We start from the raw sequence: 16021 nt of genomic DNA on the forward strand, positions 1-16021 counted from the left end.
CTATACTTTTTTCTGGATGAAATATTTTTCTAAGAAATATGAAACTTGAAGAATTAAATCTTCTTTAAAATGATTTGCCATAAGTTGCATTCCAATCGGTAAGTTATTTGAATCAAATCCTATTGGTATGTTCATCGCAGGAATGCCAGCGAGATTTGCTGAAGTTGTGAAAATATCGCTTAAATACATTGAAAGAGGATCGTCAACTTTTTCGCCAAGTTTGAAGGCAGTTGTTGGTGTAGTTGGTGAAATTATCAAATCAACTTTTTGAAATGCGTTGATAAAATCATTTTGTATTAATCTTCTAACTTTCTGGGCTTTGCGATAATAAGCTTCATAATATCCAGCAGAAAGAACAAATGTGCCCAACATAATTCTTCTCTTAACTTCTGTTCCGAAGTATTCATCTCTGGTTTGTGTGTACATTTCTTTCAATGTTTTTGGATTCTCAATTCTCTGACCGAATTTTACACCATCGTATCTGGAAAGATTCGAAGATGCTTCTGCTGTTGTGAGTAAGTAGTAATCTGCGATGGAATATTCGAGATGGGGGAGTGAAATGTCAAAAATTTCGAAAGAATTTGATTTAAGAAATTCAACGCACTCAAAAATTTTTGATTTAATTTCAGTATCTAAGCCTTCTTTGAAGAATTCTATTGGCAACCCAATTTTTATCTTTTCTGGTTGTTGCGAAACTAATTCAGAAAAATTCGGCACTTCTAAATCTGAGCTGGTACTGTCTTTCTCATCGTAACCAGAGATTACTTCCATCACTTTTGCAATTGTTTCGGTATCATTTGCAATTGGTCCGATACAATCAAAAGAAGATGCAAAAGCAACAAGTCCATATCTTGAAACTCTTCCATAAGTTGGTTTTAGTCCAAACACTCCACAGAATGCAGCTGGTTGCCGAATTGAGCCACCGGTATCAGAACCGAGTGCAACATCACACATTTGTTTTGCAACTGCAACAGCAGAACCGCCGCTTGAACCACCAGGAACACGACTTTCATCATAGGGATTTTTTACAGGACCAAATGCAGAATTTTCATTTGAAGAACCCATTGCGAATTCATCGAGATTGGTTTTGCCAATAATAATTCCATCTTCTTGCAAAATTTTTTCGATAACGGTTGCACTGTAAATCGATTCAAAATTCTCTAGAATTTTTGAACCGCAGGTTAGTTTTTTCCCTTTGATTGCAATATTATCTTTGATGGCAAAAACCAATCCTGTGAGTTTTCCTGTTTGTTCACCCTGAGAAATTTTGTAGTCAAGTTCAGAAGCTTTAGATAATGCTTCTTCTTCATAAACTTGAAGAAAAGCATTCAGGTGATTATTATTTTTAATATTCTCTAAAAAGTTCTGAACTTTAGTTTGTATGTTCACTTTTTGTTTACCAGGAATAAATCAGGATTTTGCTTCTGAATCTTCTTTCTTTGATTCAATTTTTTCAGGTTCTTGCTTAATTTCTTCTTCAACATCGCGCATAGCTTTTTTAAATTCCCGAATTCCTTTACCAAGTCCTTGTGCAAGTTCAGGAATTTTCTTTGCACCAAAAAGAATTAGAACTACGAGCAAAATCAGAATTATTTCACCAGTTCCAATATTTCCAAACATTTTTAATCTCCTTTAATTATTTAGTATTGATTGAAAAATTTTAATTCCGTCAGTATTACCTAGAATAGCTTCACTGCATCTCTCAGGATGAGGCATCAATCCAAAAACATTTCCTTCCTTATTGCAAATACCAGCGATATTGTTTATTGAACCATTGGGATTAGATTCTAAAGTAATATTACCATAATTATCGCAGTATTTCAAAACTATCTGATTGTTATCATAAAGTTCTTTTAGTCCAGTTTCATCAATTATGAAATTTCCTTCACCATGAGCAATTGGGAAAGTTACAATTTCGTTTTCATTATAAAGATTTGTGAAACGAGTTTTATTGTTTACAATTTTAAGTGTTTGATCAAAGCATTGAAATTTTAATGAATTATTTTTTGAAAGAACTCCGGGCAAAAGTCCGCTTTCACATAAAATCTGAAATCCATTACAAATGCCAATTACTGTTCCACCCTCGTTTGCAAATTTTATTACTTCCTTCATGATTGGAGAAAATCTTGCAATAGCTCCGCATCTCAAATAATCACCGTAAGAAAACCCGCCGGGAAGAATTATTACATCACAATTGTGAAGTGAATTTTCTTTATGAAAAAGAAATTCTGTTTCAACTCTAAGAACATTTTTTAAGAGATAGTACGAATCGTAATCACAATTCGAGCCTGGAAAAATAACAATACCAAATTTCATAGCTTTTCTAATTCAAAAAAGTAATCTTCAAGATGAGGATTAGCAAGAAGTGAATTACAAATTTTTTCAATTTCTACTTTTGCTTTTTCTTCATCATCTTCATTTATTTCAAGTTCAATATATTTATCAATACGAACATTACTTACATTTTGAAAACCAAGAGATTTAATTCCAAGTTCTACTGCTTTACCCTGAGGGTCTAAAATTGTTCTTCTTCTCTTGATAAAAATTTTAGCCTTAAACATTCTCTATTTTGAAAAACTTTCTTTCAAGATATTCACGGTTGATTTAATAATCGATCTGATAAATCCGAAAAGGATATAAATTAAAAGTAGAAAAACAATTGCTTTCCCATCTGACGCTATTGCAATAATTAAAGAAAAGATCATAAATAAAGTTAGTGGTAAATTCTGCTTTAATCCTTCTCTGGTTAGTTTGGGGAAAGCTTCATAACGAACTTTGCTTACCATTAAAAATCCAATAATTATTGCGATGAAAACAAAGTAAAAACCAGAGATACCAATGAAATTTCTAATTGAATTATCATAAAAAGTTAGAACAAATGACGCAACTGTCATCGCACCTATTGGACTTGGTAAACCGGAGAAGTGAGTTTTTTCAAAACCTACAAGCTGCACATTGAACCGAGCAAGTCTGAGAGCCGCAGTGATCAGATAAAAAGCTGAAATCAGAACACCAATTTCCAGAAAGGAATGAAGTTTTATTCTGTAAATTAAAAATGCAGGTGCAATTCCAAATGAAATTAAATCAGAGAGTGAGTCTAATTCGACACCAAATTCGCTTGCAGATTTTGTAATTCGAGCGGCAAGTCCATCGAGTGCATCAAAAATTCCAGCTAAAATTATAAGAACCGATGCGTAGTAAAAATTTCCTTCCGATGAATTGATTACGGAAAGAAAACCACAAAACATATTCATTACAGTGAAAAGGTTGGGAATTAATGATTTTGTAACTCTTAGTTTCATTTTATCTTTTCAAATTCTGCTAAGATTGTTTCGCCTGAGTAAACTTTTTGACCTTCATTAACCTTTACACTTGTATTTAATGGGACATAAACATCAACTCTACTTCCAAATTTTATCATTCCAAATCTTTCGCCTGCTTTTACTTCCTGTCCAACTTTAAGTTCATTGACAATTCTTCGAGCAATAAAGCCAGCAATTTGAGTAAAACGGATTTTACCGAATTCGGAGTTTATTCCAGTCGACATTCTTTCATTATTTTCAGATGATTTTTCTTCAAATGCGACTAAATATTTGCCGGGATAATATTTCAAATACTCAACTTTGCCGGATATTGGAATTCTATTGACATGAACATTGAGAGGCGACATAAAGATGGCAATTCTAATGCATTCAGATTTTAAGAATTCATCATCAAAAGTTTTAATAATAGAAATAACCTTGCCATCAGCTGGGGAGATTACGAGATTATTTCCAGTGGGTGTTTTTCTCTCAGGATCTCGAAAGAAATTAATTGTAAAAATGAGTATTAAAAAGCCAATTATGATTAAAGAATATCTTAAATACGGATTTGTTAAAAATATCGCGATTGCGATTAGCAGAAATGATAAAATAGCGATATATCCTAAGGTCGTGTATCCATATTTTGTAATCATATCATACAAATATATCAATTTTTTGAAGGGTTATAAAAAGGAGAGAAAAGCAATATTATATGTTTTCGAAATTTTGACTAAAGCAAGTTATATTTTATTAACAGGATGGAACTATGATAAAAATTTTATTAGCAAGACTTTATAAAACATTTTAGAATTAATACAATAAAAAACAATTAAAATTAAAAGTGTGCGGATGTAGCAAATGCAACATCCGCACAAAATTTTATAAATTATCTTATCATTTTTTCAAGCAAATCTTTGTCTGCCCTTAATTGGTTTTCCAGTCCATTTAAAAAATCATTTAGTTTAGAACCAACCGCAGCTGCTGCACTACTCACTCCACTCCCTACTCCATAACCAATATTTCCAAAATCCCCAAGATTTAATCTTGAAGCAATAGTATTTCTAACAGCTGGGATATCGTAATTTAATAATGAAATAATTTTATTTTTTTCTTCAGTCATCTTTGATTTCCAAGAACTTGAGCTTCCATATCCGTAAATCAAATTTTTCATTTCGTTTGCATCTGCTACTACAGCATTAGCCAACTCATCTAACTTTGTAGCGAGGAATGATGAATAACTCACTGCATCTTTCGTTAGATAATTACTCACTGCGCTGGCAATTGCATCTCTGAGTCCAGGACCAAGAAGTTGACTTGAAGTGTTTATCCAACTAATTGCTTGAGCTAAAATCCCATTGATTTCTCCTAAAGCAGTTACCAATGCGCTTCCAGATGATAATAAATTTACACTTTCGATCCCTAGAGATATACCCAAATCACTTGCGGTTGGATTAACGAAGGACTTGCTTATATCTATAATTTTATTCATAGCATTTGTAAAATCATTACCACTCGGATTATTAGCCATTGCTCTCCAGGCATTTGCCATTTCTTTATATAAGGCTGCTCGATCATATCGTGAGCACATCCAATTATAGTAAGCATTGTTGGAAAGCACATTGGAATTTCTTGCGATCCAAATATATCCGTTTTGAATTTTTGATTTATCTCCGGACTCTGCTGACGCTTCAATTCTTAGTTTTAATACATTTGTCTGACTATTCCATGCAGGAATGTTTATAGATAAGCTGCCATTAATATCATATTTGCCCCATATTTCATATCCTTTACGTTCAGAGGCACTTCCCTGAGGTGACCAGGTAAAGTTGGCAGGATTATATGCATAAACTAAAACGGTTGCTCTCTGGCTTTTACCTAAAGCACGTGAATCATCACGGAATTGATAATCCATTCGAATTATTAAAGCATTATTTGAATGGATAACTCCCACTTTAGGGGCTAACGGTAGATACCAATCAATAGAAACATTGTTGGATACGGCACTGCTTAAATTTGAAGTGCATTTTCCAACATTAACTTCTTGTCCCATTACTGTAAATGAACAATAAAGGAACAGAAAAATAGATAGAGAAAATATTTTTTTTAGCATTATAATGCCCCTTATTTTGTTGAGCTATTCTATTAAAAATTTTTGAAAAATCAAAAAAAGTTTAATAAAATTTATTGTGTTTAATTGCTTACATAAAAAGATTTTATTGTTTAGGACTAACTTACAGTTTTATGGTTAAAATTCGCTGCTTTTATAAATAGTTATTTTCATTAAAAAAATGTATTAATAGCCTTATAAATTTTTTGAAAAAACCTGCAAAATTTTCAAAAAATTCAAGGTTTATTTGGAATCCACGAAATTTTGAATTATATTCGAGCGGCTTTTTTTATATTTTATTATGAAATAACAACTTATAAGCTGAGGAAAATATGAAACCAAATCTAAATGAGCTTCTTAAACAAGTTCAGAAAATGCAAGCTGATCTTGATAGATTTAATTCCGAATTCGGTGACAGGACATTTGAATTCGATGCAGGAGCCGGGGCAGTGAAAGTCGTAATTAATGGAAAGAAAGAAATTTTAGGATTAAATATTCAAAAAGAAATTATTAATGCTGACGATAAAGAAATCCTTGAAGATTTGGTAATTGCTGCAGTCAACAAAGCAATTCGTGAAGTTGAGAAAATATATCAAGAAGAACTTCAACAACGAACCAAAGGAATGATTCCACCAGGAATTAATATTCCGGGATTTTAATGGTAATAGCAGAGCCTTTAGAAATTGCAATTCAAGAACTGAGTAAACTTCCGGGCATTGGACGAAAAACAGCTTTAAGACTTTCGCTTTTCATTTTGCGTCAGTCTGATGAAGATGTTGAAAGACTCGTTAAAGCTATTTCCAATCTTAAAACACAATTAAAATTTTGTAAAGAATGTTTTAATCTGGCAACCGAAGAATTGTGTCCCATTTGCACTGATCCAAATAGAGATAAGAAAACTATTTGCGTGGTTGAAGATATTAATGATGTGATTGCAATTGAAAAGACTAATGAATACAAAGGCTTATATCATGTACTTGGTGGTGTTCTATCACCATTAGAGGGTGTTGGTCCTAATGAATTAAAAATTAAAGATTTAATCTCAAGAATTGAAAGACTTAATCCATCGGAAATTATTCTTGCAATGAATCCAAGTACAGAGGGCGAAGCAACTTCTTTATACATCGCAAATATTTTGAAGGATAGAAATCTAAAGGTAACCAGAATTGCTCGAGGAATTCCAATCGGTTCTGACCTTGAATTTGTTGATGAAGCAACTGTTGTAAGAGCACTTGAAGGAAGAATTCAAATAAAATGATAAAAGATTGGTTCAAACACTGGTTCAATTCGAGTTATTATTTTTTACTTTATCAGAATAGAAACGAAGAAGAAGCAAAACTATTTTTTGATCTTATCAAAAGGAGTATTCCACTTGATAAAAACTGGAATATTCTGGATTTCTGCTGTGGTTTCGGAAGATTGAGTAAAGTTATTGCACGAGAAGGTTTGAAAGTAACTGGTGTTGATTTAAGTGAAATTTTTATAAAACACGCAACTGAAGAAAGTAAAAAAGAAAATCTTGAGATTAAGTTTATCCAATGTGATGTCAGAAATTTTGTAGAGGATGAAATATATCATTTAGGTATTAGTTTCTTTACAAGTTTTGGCTATTTTTCAGACAAAGAAAATGAGTTGACATTCAATAACTTAGTGCGAAGCATTGTCAAGAATGGCTGGGTTGTATTTGATTATTTTAATCCTGACTTTGTAAGCAAGAATTTAGTTGAAAATGAAAATTTCATTAATGATCAAATTAATGTAGAGATTTTCAGGAAAATTGAGGGCGATAGAATTAATAAAGTAATTAGAATAAACTCCACTGATAAAGTAGAAGAATATATTGAATCGGTTAGAATTTATTCTTTTGAAGAACTAAGTCTTTTGTTTAAGAAAAATGGAATGAGTATTCAGAAAATTTTTGGTGATTATTCGGGCAGTGATTTCAACGAAGATTCTCCAAGAATTATAATCTTTGCAAAAAAGAAATGAGATACTTTACTCTTTTACTATTAATTTTTGTGATAAATGGTTGTGATATTTTCAGGACTAGAGAACCAGAAAATCCTGTTCAAACCAGAAATACCTGGATACCAGCCACCACAATTGAAATCCTTCTGGATAACTTAAAAAGTGCATTAAGCGAAAGATCAACTGAAAATTACTTGAGATGTTTTGTCGATTCTTCATTAACTGGAAAATCATTTGAGTTTCTTCCAACAGCTGAAAGTTATGCAAATTATTCGGTTATATTCTCTAATTGGAAATTGCAGAACGAGAGAGTTTATTTTGAAAATATGAAATCAAAGTTGAGAGATGCGGGTGGAATAACTTTATCGCTTTTTAATGAAGAAAGAGGAACTATTCAAAGTGATAGTGTCAGCTTTCTGGCTGATTATCTTTTGATAGTAGATCATTCAGTTGAAAATCTTCCAAAAGAATTTAAAGGACATCTTCAATTTACTTTATATCGAGATGTGAAAGGTGAATGGTCTATCCTGCGATGGAAGGATAATAAAAAAGATGAAAATCTTACCTGGAGTGATCTTAAAGGGAGATTTAGTTATTAGAAAGCTTTTAGTAGTTGGAAGTATTATGATTAGTTTTTCAGGATGCTTTAATCCCTTTGCACCTGCATGGGAGGAGAATCTTAACTTAAGTCAAGGATTAATTTCAGATCAAACAGATATTGAAGGAGTCTTTAAGAATTTTCAATACGCTTATACTTTTAAGGACACAACAATTTATGGCGGGCTTCTTGCGGATAATTTTGTTTTTGTTTATCGTGATTATGATAACGGTTATGATGTCTCCTGGGGAAGAGATGAAGATGTGAGAATTACTTCAGCCTTATTTAACAGCGTTCAAAAAATAGATTTAATCTGGAATAACATTGTTTCGAGTTCAATTGATTCTTCACAGGCAATTATTATTCGTGGTTTTAATTTAACATTTACATTTAATCCATCGGATATAATCCGAGTGGATGGAAGAGTAAATTTAACAATGGAAAAAAATAAAGCCACCAATAAATGGTTAATTACAAGGTGGCGGGATGAGTCTAACTTTTAATGAGGTAAAATATGCAAATTAAATTTGGAACTTCTGGTTGGCGAGCAATAATTGCTGACCAATTCACTTTCGATAATGTCATCTTAGTTACGCAGGCAATTTGTGACCTGCTCAAAAAGAACAAAGAAACAAACGCAGGAATCTTAATTTCAAACGATACAAGATTCTTAGGCGATGAATTCAAGAAGGTGGCGGCGCAAGTAGTCGCTTCAAATGGAATTAAAGTTTATATAACAGAAAGGGATACACCAACTCCTGTTATTGCATTTGAAATTGTACGAAGAAAATTAAATGGTGGAATTAGTTTTACTGCAAGCCACAATCCACCAAAATATCAGGGATTGAAATTCTTTGGATCGCACGGTGGTTCTGCTTTTACAAAAGATACTCAATGGATTGAAGCAAGACTTAAAGCTAAAAAAGTAAAAGTAGCTAAGCTCCAATCATACGAAACTCTGGTAGAGAAAAAGAAAATTGAAGTTATCAATCCACGAAGAAATTATTTGAATTATCTTGGAGATATAATTGATATCAGAGCAATTTCTAAAGCAAAATTGAAATATGCCTACGATGCAATGTATGGAACTGGCAGAGATTATCTCGATACTTTCTTGATTGAATGCGGTTGCGATGTTCGAACTTTACACCATTATGCCGATCCAAATTTTGGTGGAATTACACCAGAGCCAACACCAGAAAATCTGACCGAACTTCAACAAATAGTTGCAAACGAGAAACATTTCTTTGGAGTTGCAACAGATGGTGATGCTGATAGATTCGGTATCATTGATAAAGATGGAACTTTCTTTGATGCAAATTATTTCCTGCCAGTTTTGTTGAAATACATAATTGAAACTCGTCCAAACTGGTCGGGAAGTGTGGTTCGTTCTTTAGCAACTTCACATTTGCTTGATATCGTTGCATTCAAAAATAAAATTCGAGTCCACGAAACACCTGTAGGATTTAAATACATCGGCGAAATTATGACAAGGGAAGAAGTATTACTTGCAGGTGAAGAAAGCGGTGGACTTACTTTCTTTGGTCATGTTCCCGAAAAGGATGGTATTGCAGCCTGTCTTCTTGCAATAGAGTTGGTCGCTAAAACTGGAATGAGCCTTGGCGAACATCTCGATGTAATTTATCGTGATTATGGAATGAGAGTTAATTTGAAAGAAAAAATTCGACTCGATGAAAAAGTTGCAGCCAAGTTAGAGAAAATCTTAAAAGGTGAACCACTCAAGAAATTGCTCGGCAAGAAAATTGTCAAAACTGATGTTCGTGATGGTTTGAAGATGATTAATTCAGAAGGAGATTGGTTATTAATAAGATTAAGCGGAACTGAGCCAATAGTTCGATTATATGCTGAATCAAAAACTCACGAAAAGGCTGAGAAAGTTCTTGAAGAAGGTAAAGCTCTGATCTAATGAGAATACTTTTTTTACTCAAAGAAAGTCTGTCAGGATATAGGAGATACAAACTCTCCTTCTTCCTGACAGTTTTTTCTATTTTTATTGCGATTAGTTTACTTGGCTTTTTTTCCTACCTTTTTATAAATGCCCAGTTGCTCGTAAAAGAAATACGAAACAGAGTCCAAGTTGAAGCTTTTTTCTATACTTATGTAACTGACTCAAAAGCTGATAGTTTAGTTAAATCGCTTTATTCGATAGAAGGTATATCAAAAGTTAATTACATTTCAAAAGATGAAGCAAAAAGAAGATTTATTCGGGAAACGGGGATTGATTTCAAAGATGTTTTGAATTACAATCCTTTGCCTGCCTCAATCACAATAGAAATAAAAAACGACTTTATTAATAAGGATTACATTACTGCGCTTAAAAAATATCTACTCGAAACAAAATTGATTTCTGATGTAATTTACAATCAGGAGTTTCTTGATGAAATTGAATCAAAGACTTCAACATTTCAAAAGATACTGATTATAATATTTGCAATTGTTTCAATCTCAACTATTTTGCTTGTGTCCAATACAATCCGTCTTGCAATGCAAAATAAAATTGATGTAATAAATACGATGCGTCTGGTTGGGGCTACACATATTTTTATTGAACTTCCATTTTTAATTGAAGGAATAATTGTTGGGTTTTTAGGGAGTCTTTTTGCAGCTTTTCTTGTCTATGGGTTGCATATCCTGATTTCAAAGTTGATAATAATTGAAGTTCTAATTTCAAAGAAAATTTTAATTGTTCTATTGTTATCAGTAATCTCCTTCGGAAGTTTGCTTGGTTTTTTAGGAAGCTTCTTTACGATCAAAAGATTCTTGAAAGAAAGTGCATTCCCTAAATAGAAATTAAGTTCAATTTTTATTATAATCATTTTTAGTAGATAAGTTTTTAAGAAAATGGCAGAAAATTCATTCTCAAAGGAAGATAGAATACTCCAGACTTTAAAATTTTTTGATGAGATTAATGAACTATTAAATGCTGATTTTAATCAAGCTCTTTTCGAAGAGATTATTTCGAAAGTTGGGGAATTCTTTAAAGTAAGCAAGATTTACTACATTAAATGTTTCGGTATTAATTATTGGGAAGTTAGGCACTGCTGGAGCAGGGAAAAACAAATTTTAAAATCTCATATTAGCGGTAATTGGGAAAATCTTGTTGCTCTTTATTCATTTCTCTCCACTGGAAATGCAGTAACTGATGATATTGCAGATTATTCACAAGAACTCTCGAAATGGAAGAGTTACTTCGGGGCAAAGAATATTTTAATAATTCCAATTTTAACTGAAAAAAAATTGCAGGGGCTTTTTGTTCTCCAGGATGTTGAAAAAAAGTTTTTCTATGAAGATGAAATTTTAATCTTAAAATTAATTTTCAGCCGATTGATCAATCTTTACGATTTGAATGAAAAAATTTCCTTCCTTAGAACAACTACTTCTGAGTTAAGAAAAGAATTTGAGAATTTTAATCTGATCTTCAACTTAATTCCAGCATTAATCACACAAAAATCAGAAAACTTAAAGTATGAAAATGTAAACGAGAACTTCTTGAAACTCCTTGGTAAAAGAAAGTTTGAGGTTCTCGGCAAAAGCGATTTTGAATTTTTCCCCGAAACCATTGCGCAGGAACTTACGAAAGCCGATTTAGATACTCTCGAGAACAAAAATCAATCAACTCAAATTCATGAAATCAAGGTTGATGATAAGAAATATTATTTTATTTTTCATCGAGTTGTTTTTATTGAGCCAGAAATAAGGACAAAACATCTCTTAACTCTTGCTGTTGATATAACAGAAATCTTTGAAGAAAAAATTAGATCTGAGATTACAAGCAAAACTAAGTCTGAATTTCTGGCAAATATGAGTCATGAGCTTAGAACACCACTGAACAGTATAATAGGCTTTACTGAGTTATTGCTTCAGGAAAATTTATCGCAGGAACAGAAAGAAATTCTCTCAAATATTCGCCAGAGTTCTTACTCTTTGCTTGAATTGCTCAATGATATACTTGATCTCAACAAAATTGAAGCTGGAAAGCTTGAATTAAATCCAGTACCTGTGTTGATTTCTGATCTGCTTAATGAAGTTAAAAATTTATTTAAAGAACGCTTTGAATCAAAAAATTTAAGTCTTGAGATTTTGATTGATAAATCTGTCCCTGATGCAATTCTTATCGATCCATTGCGACTAAAACAAATTTTAATCAACCTTGTAGGAAATGCTTACAAGTTCACAGAACGAGGCGGCGTAAAAATAAAAGTTAGAAATCTGTCTGCAACTAAGGATGTAGGTAATACAGTTTATCTCGAATTTGCCGTAGAAGATACAGGCATTGGAATTCCAGCTGATAAATTAAATTTAATATTTGAAGCTTTCACTCAAGCTGAAAAAGATACAGCACAAAAATTCGGTGGAACAGGTCTGGGTCTTACGATTTCAAAAAAGTTTGTTGAGATGATGAATGGTAAAATTTCTGTTGAAAGTGAAGTTGGAAAGGGATCGATCTTTAGTTTTGTGATTCCAGTGGAAGTTGTTCAAGTTGAAAAAATTGAAAAAGCAAAAGTTGAAACGGAAAAATTTTTAGGTTCTACTTCACCTTATGCTCCTTTGATCCTGATTATTGAAGATAACCTTGAGACCGCAAGAATTATTGAAAGACATTTGAAAGAAAAAGAATTCAAACTATTGATCTCGCAAACAGCAAAAGATGGAATTTCAAATGCAAAGAAATATCACCCAGATTTGATTTTGCTTGATATATTTTTGCCCGATAAAAGCGGCTGGGAAGTTTTGCGTGAACTGAAATCTGATGTGGTTACAAAATCAATCCCTGTGGTTATTTGTTCAATTCAGAAAGAGATTAATAAAGCATTTTCTCTTGGGGCAATTGATTATTTAGAAAAGCCAATAAATGTTAAACAGCTTCAAAGCTTGCTGAATGGAATAAAAGAGAAATTCCCGATAGGAAATAAAATTTTTGTTGTTGATGACGATCACAATACATTGCGAAGATTAGATCAAATTTTATCTAAGAATGGTTATGAAGCAGAATGTTTTGATGACCCTGAACTTGCATTAAAAAAATTAAAAGAAAAAAAGAAACCTGCTTTAATTATTCTTGACCTTATGATGCCAAAGATGGATGGTTTTCAAGTTTTAACAGAGATTAGAAAAGATGATGATTTAGTTAGTGTTCCCGTTATTATCTTAACTTCGAAAAAATTACTTGAAGATGAATTAAAGTTTTTAGAGGAAAGAACAAGCGGCATCTTTTTCAAAGAGTCTTTCGATGAGAATGTATTTTTGAACAGACTTGATAAAATTCTGGATAAAATTAAACAAGCTAAAAGTGCCTCAACTGTATCAACTATAAAAGTAGAAAAAGCAGTTGAAAAACCAACAATTCCGCCTTTGCACATCCTGCTTGTTGAAGATAATCTAATGAACCAAAAATTTATGTCTCACATATTAAAAAGACTCGGTTCTACATTCGACATTGCAATTGATGGAAAAGATGCAATTGAAAAGGTCAAGCAAAATAAATATGATTTGATTTTGATGGATGTTCAAATGCCTGTAATGGATGGACTTGAAGCCACACGATATATTAGAAATGAACTTAATATGAAAGATATTCCTATTATAGCTTTGACAGCCCATGCAATGAAAGGTGATCGTGAGAAATGTCTTGCTGCTGGCTGCACTGGCTATATCACTAAACCCGTTGATCAACAAAAATTGGTATCAGAGATTATGAGCACCATTAAATCTACCGAGCCAGAATTCGAGGAAATTAGTCCTTACTTTCAAGGATTTTCTCGAGAAGAAATTATACAACTTCGCACCGATTACATCGAATCTATGCGAAAAGAGGTTGAAGAGCTGGATAAAAAACTCTCCCCAAAAGAGTTTGAAGCATTTAGATATTTCGGACATAATATTAAAGGTAACGGAGTTGCTTACGGTTTTCCAGAGATCTCGAAATTTGGTGCACAAATTGAAGAAGCAGCTAATAATCAAGATTATCCAACTCTGGTTACTGCCTTTAATGAGCTTAAAAATTACCTCTCAAATCTTAAAATTTGATTTTTTGCAAGATTAATCTTTCCTAAGTTGGTTTGAGAATTCTCACTCCCTTTATTAACTTGCATTTGTATGAAATTTCAAAAGCAAATAAAATTAATTAACGATCTCCTTCCTGACCTCTAAATAACTTACAAAAAAATAAGGGTAATAATATGTGCGGTATAATAGGATATATCGGCTCGAGACAAGCCTTACCTATTTTATTAAATGGTTTAAAAAGGCTTGAGTACAGAGGTTATGATTCGGCGGGTGTAGGAGTAATTAACAAAAAAAGAGTTACAGTAATCAAAGCCTCTGGTAAAATTTCTAATCTTGAAGATTTATTAAAAGACTACGATGAAGATACAAGATTGGGAATTGGACATACCAGATGGGCAACTCACGGGGCACCAACTGATATTAACGCTCATCCACACACAAACGGAACTTCTACAATTGCAATTGTTCACAATGGAATTATTGAAAATTATCGTTCATTAAAAACAATGCTGAAAGAAATGGGCTATCAATTTGCGAGTGAAACAGATAGTGAAGTAATAGCTCATTTAATCTCTTACTTTTATGACAAAGAAAATAATCTATTTAATGCAACTCGATTGGCTCTGCATGAAGTTGAAGGTGCTTATGGTATTTGCGTGATTTCATCACTTGAACCAGATAAAATTATTTGTGCAAGAAAGGGCAGTCCATTAATTATTGGTGTAGGAGATGGCGAACATTTTGTCGCTTCCGATGCACCAGCAATTCTAGAATACACGAACAATGTAATTTTTCTTGAAGACGGAGATATTGCAGAAGTTACAAAAGATAAATTTATAATTCGTTCACTTGATAATCAGATTCAAAATAGAGATATCGAAAAGCTTGATCTTGACATCTCAACTATTGAGAAAGGCGGTTTCCCGCATTTTATGCTCAAAGAAATTTTTGAGCAGCCTGAATCTATTCAAAATTCAATTCGTGGTAGAATAATTTTAAGTGCTGGTAATGTAAAGCTTGGTGGTTTGGAACCAGTAATTGATGATATACTTGATGCAAAGAGATTAATCATCACAGCTTGCGGAACATCCTGGCATGCTGGACTTGTCGGTGAATATATGCTTGAACAATACGCAGAAATTCCAGTCGAAGTTGAATATGCTTCTGAGTTTCGTTACAGAAATCCAGTAATTACCAAAAATGATGTAGTAATTGCAATAAGTCAATCAGGTGAAACAGCAGATACTCTTGCGGCAATTCGAGAAGCGAAGAAAAGAAATGCTCTTGTTTTAGGAATTTGTAATGTCGTTGGTTCATCAATCGCACGAGAAACTCAAGCTGGAGTTTACATTCATGCTGGTCCAGAGCTTGGTGTTGCTTCAACAAAAGCATTTACTTCGCAGCTAGCTGTTCTTGCGTTAATTTCTGTTTTAATCGGAAGAAGAAAGAATCTTCCTTTTAGTTATGGCGAAAAAATCTGTCAGGAACTTTTAAGTCTGCCTGGAAAAATTCAGCAAATTCTTGAACAAGCTGATTACATTAAATCAATTTCTGAGAAATTTGTTAATGCAAAAAATTTCTTATATCTCGGTCGTGGTTACAATTTCCCGGTTGCACTTGAAGGTGCATTAAAGTTGAAAGAAATTTCATATATCCATGCTGAAGGATATCCTGCTGCAGAGATGAAACACGGTCCAATTGCTTTGGTTGATGAAAATATGCCAGTTGTATTTATAGCAATTAAAGATTCAACTTATGATAAAATTTTGTCAAACATTGAAGAAGTGAAAGCAAGAAAAGGGAAAGTTATCGCAATTGTAAGTGAAGATGATAAACAAATTAAATCATTAGTCGATTACACAATTCCGGTTCCTAACACAATAGAAATGCTTTCGCCGATTTTAACAATTATTCCATTACAATTAATGGCTTATTACATCGCAGTTGCAAAAGGTTTGAATGTTGATCAACCCAGAAATTTAGCTAAAAGCGTAACAGTAGAATAAAAAATTGGAGGAT

16 protein-coding genes are annotated in these 16021 nt (G+C 32.7%); 9 read left to right on the forward strand and 7 right to left on the reverse strand.

Going from position 1 to position 16021, the window contains the following annotated elements; translation table 11 throughout:
• The 7 genes from gatA to HPY57_10315 form a co-directional block, all read right to left on the reverse strand.
• Window positions 1–1407: an Asp-tRNA(Asn)/Glu-tRNA(Gln) amidotransferase subunit GatA gene (gene gatA, locus HPY57_10285; GenBank protein NPV12168.1), complete on the reverse strand. Its 1407-nt coding sequence runs from the start codon at window positions 1405–1407 to the stop codon at window positions 1–3.
• 3 nt (window positions 1408–1410) lie between these two features.
• Window positions 1411–1620: a twin-arginine translocase TatA/TatE family subunit gene (locus HPY57_10290; protein ID NPV12169.1), complete on the reverse strand. Its 210-nt coding sequence runs from the start codon at window positions 1618–1620 to the stop codon at window positions 1411–1413.
• A gap of 12 nt (window positions 1621–1632) precedes the next feature.
• Window positions 1633–2316, reverse strand: a complete 684-nt coding sequence (gene purQ, locus HPY57_10295) for a phosphoribosylformylglycinamidine synthase subunit PurQ (GenBank protein ID NPV12170.1) — start codon at window positions 2314–2316, stop codon at window positions 1633–1635.
• The gene (gene purS, locus HPY57_10300; GenBank protein NPV12171.1) at window positions 2313–2561 is read right to left on the reverse strand and encodes a phosphoribosylformylglycinamidine synthase subunit PurS; all 249 of its coding nucleotides are present in this window, start codon (window positions 2559–2561) and stop codon (window positions 2313–2315) included. Before purS ends, purQ begins: the two co-directional genes overlap by 4 nt.
• Before the next feature lie 3 nt (window positions 2562–2564).
• The gene (gene pssA, locus HPY57_10305; protein NPV12172.1) at window positions 2565–3302 is read right to left on the reverse strand and encodes a CDP-diacylglycerol--serine O-phosphatidyltransferase; all 738 of its coding nucleotides are present in this window, start codon (window positions 3300–3302) and stop codon (window positions 2565–2567) included.
• Window positions 3299–3955: a phosphatidylserine decarboxylase family protein gene (locus HPY57_10310; GenBank protein ID NPV12173.1), complete on the reverse strand. Its 657-nt coding sequence runs from the start codon at window positions 3953–3955 to the stop codon at window positions 3299–3301. The genes pssA and HPY57_10310 overlap by 4 nt, the downstream gene beginning before the upstream one ends.
• A gap of 233 nt (window positions 3956–4188) precedes the next feature.
• Complete coding sequence (locus tag HPY57_10315) at window positions 4189–5412, reverse strand: hypothetical protein (GenBank protein NPV12174.1); 1224 nt, start codon at window positions 5410–5412, stop codon at window positions 4189–4191.
• 329 nt (window positions 5413–5741) lie between these two features.
• Here HPY57_10315 and HPY57_10320 point away from each other — a divergent pair, with 329 nt between their 5' ends.
• The 9 genes from HPY57_10320 to glmS all read left to right on the forward strand — a co-directional run bounded on the left by HPY57_10320 (window position 5742) and on the right by glmS (window position 16008).
• Window positions 5742–6068 (forward strand): YbaB/EbfC family nucleoid-associated protein, encoded by a 327-nt coding sequence (locus HPY57_10320; GenBank protein NPV12175.1) that lies wholly within the window; start codon window positions 5742–5744, stop codon window positions 6066–6068.
• Window positions 6068–6667, forward strand: a complete 600-nt coding sequence (gene recR, locus HPY57_10325; GenBank protein NPV12176.1) for a recombination protein RecR — start codon at window positions 6068–6070, stop codon at window positions 6665–6667. Before HPY57_10320 ends, recR begins: the two co-directional genes overlap by 1 nt.
• Complete coding sequence (locus HPY57_10330; GenBank protein ID NPV12177.1) at window positions 6664–7398, forward strand: class I SAM-dependent methyltransferase; 735 nt, start codon at window positions 6664–6666, stop codon at window positions 7396–7398. The genes recR and HPY57_10330 overlap by 4 nt, the downstream gene beginning before the upstream one ends.
• Window positions 7395–7976: a hypothetical protein gene (locus HPY57_10335; GenBank protein ID NPV12178.1), complete on the forward strand. Its 582-nt coding sequence runs from the start codon at window positions 7395–7397 to the stop codon at window positions 7974–7976. Before HPY57_10330 ends, HPY57_10335 begins: the two co-directional genes overlap by 4 nt.
• 22 nt (window positions 7977–7998) lie before the next feature.
• Complete coding sequence (locus HPY57_10340) at window positions 7999–8478, forward strand: hypothetical protein (protein ID NPV12179.1); 480 nt, start codon at window positions 7999–8001, stop codon at window positions 8476–8478.
• A gap of 11 nt (window positions 8479–8489) precedes the next feature.
• Window positions 8490–9902: a phosphoglucomutase/phosphomannomutase family protein gene (locus HPY57_10345; protein NPV12180.1), complete on the forward strand. Its 1413-nt coding sequence runs from the start codon at window positions 8490–8492 to the stop codon at window positions 9900–9902.
• A complete protein-coding gene (locus HPY57_10350; protein NPV12181.1) occupies window positions 9902–10783 on the forward strand; it encodes an ABC transporter permease in 882 nt (293 codons plus the stop codon). Before HPY57_10345 ends, HPY57_10350 begins: the two co-directional genes overlap by 1 nt.
• A 54-nt stretch (window positions 10784–10837) precedes the next feature.
• Window positions 10838–14023, forward strand: a complete 3186-nt coding sequence (locus HPY57_10355; GenBank protein NPV12182.1) for a response regulator — start codon at window positions 10838–10840, stop codon at window positions 14021–14023.
• Between the two features lie 152 nt (window positions 14024–14175).
• Window positions 14176–16008, forward strand: coding sequence for a glutamine--fructose-6-phosphate transaminase (isomerizing) (gene glmS / locus HPY57_10360; GenBank protein NPV12183.1), 1833 nt, complete (start codon window positions 14176–14178; stop codon window positions 16006–16008).
• Window positions 16009–16021 lie beyond the last annotated feature (13 nt).

This window comes from Ignavibacteria bacterium (assembly GCA_013177855.1).
Classification (GTDB): Bacteria; Bacteroidota; Ignavibacteria; order Ch128b; family Ch128b; genus Ch128b.

Excerpts from the sequence above, each read along its gene's own strand:
- HPY57_10290 (NPV12169.1), bottom strand. The coding sequence starts at position 1,620 with ATGTTTGGAAATATTGGAACTGGTGAAATAATTCTGATTTTGCTCGTA.
- purQ (NPV12170.1), bottom strand. The coding sequence starts at position 2,316 with ATGAAATTTGGTATTGTTATTTTTCCAGGCTCGAATTGTGATTACGAT.
- purS (NPV12171.1), bottom strand. The coding sequence starts at position 2,561 with ATGTTTAAGGCTAAAATTTTTATCAAGAGAAGAAGAACAATTTTAGAC.
- pssA (NPV12172.1), bottom strand. The coding sequence starts at position 3,302 with ATGAAACTAAGAGTTACAAAATCATTAATTCCCAACCTTTTCACTGTA.
- HPY57_10310 (NPV12173.1), bottom strand. The coding sequence starts at position 3,955 with ATGATTACAAAATATGGATACACGACCTTAGGATATATCGCTATTTTA.
- HPY57_10315 (NPV12174.1), bottom strand. The coding sequence starts at position 5,412 with ATGCTAAAAAAAATATTTTCTCTATCTATTTTTCTGTTCCTTTATTGT.
- HPY57_10320 (NPV12175.1), top strand. The coding sequence starts at position 5,742 with ATGAAACCAAATCTAAATGAGCTTCTTAAACAAGTTCAGAAAATGCAA.
- recR (NPV12176.1), top strand. The coding sequence starts at position 6,068 with ATGGTAATAGCAGAGCCTTTAGAAATTGCAATTCAAGAACTGAGTAAA.
- HPY57_10330 (NPV12177.1), top strand. The coding sequence starts at position 6,664 with ATGATAAAAGATTGGTTCAAACACTGGTTCAATTCGAGTTATTATTTT.
- HPY57_10335 (NPV12178.1), top strand. The coding sequence starts at position 7,395 with ATGAGATACTTTACTCTTTTACTATTAATTTTTGTGATAAATGGTTGT.
- HPY57_10345 (NPV12180.1), top strand. The coding sequence starts at position 8,490 with ATGCAAATTAAATTTGGAACTTCTGGTTGGCGAGCAATAATTGCTGAC.
- HPY57_10350 (NPV12181.1), top strand. The coding sequence starts at position 9,902 with ATGAGAATACTTTTTTTACTCAAAGAAAGTCTGTCAGGATATAGGAGA.
- HPY57_10355 (NPV12182.1), top strand. The coding sequence starts at position 10,838 with ATGGCAGAAAATTCATTCTCAAAGGAAGATAGAATACTCCAGACTTTA.
- glmS (NPV12183.1), top strand. The coding sequence starts at position 14,176 with ATGTGCGGTATAATAGGATATATCGGCTCGAGACAAGCCTTACCTATT.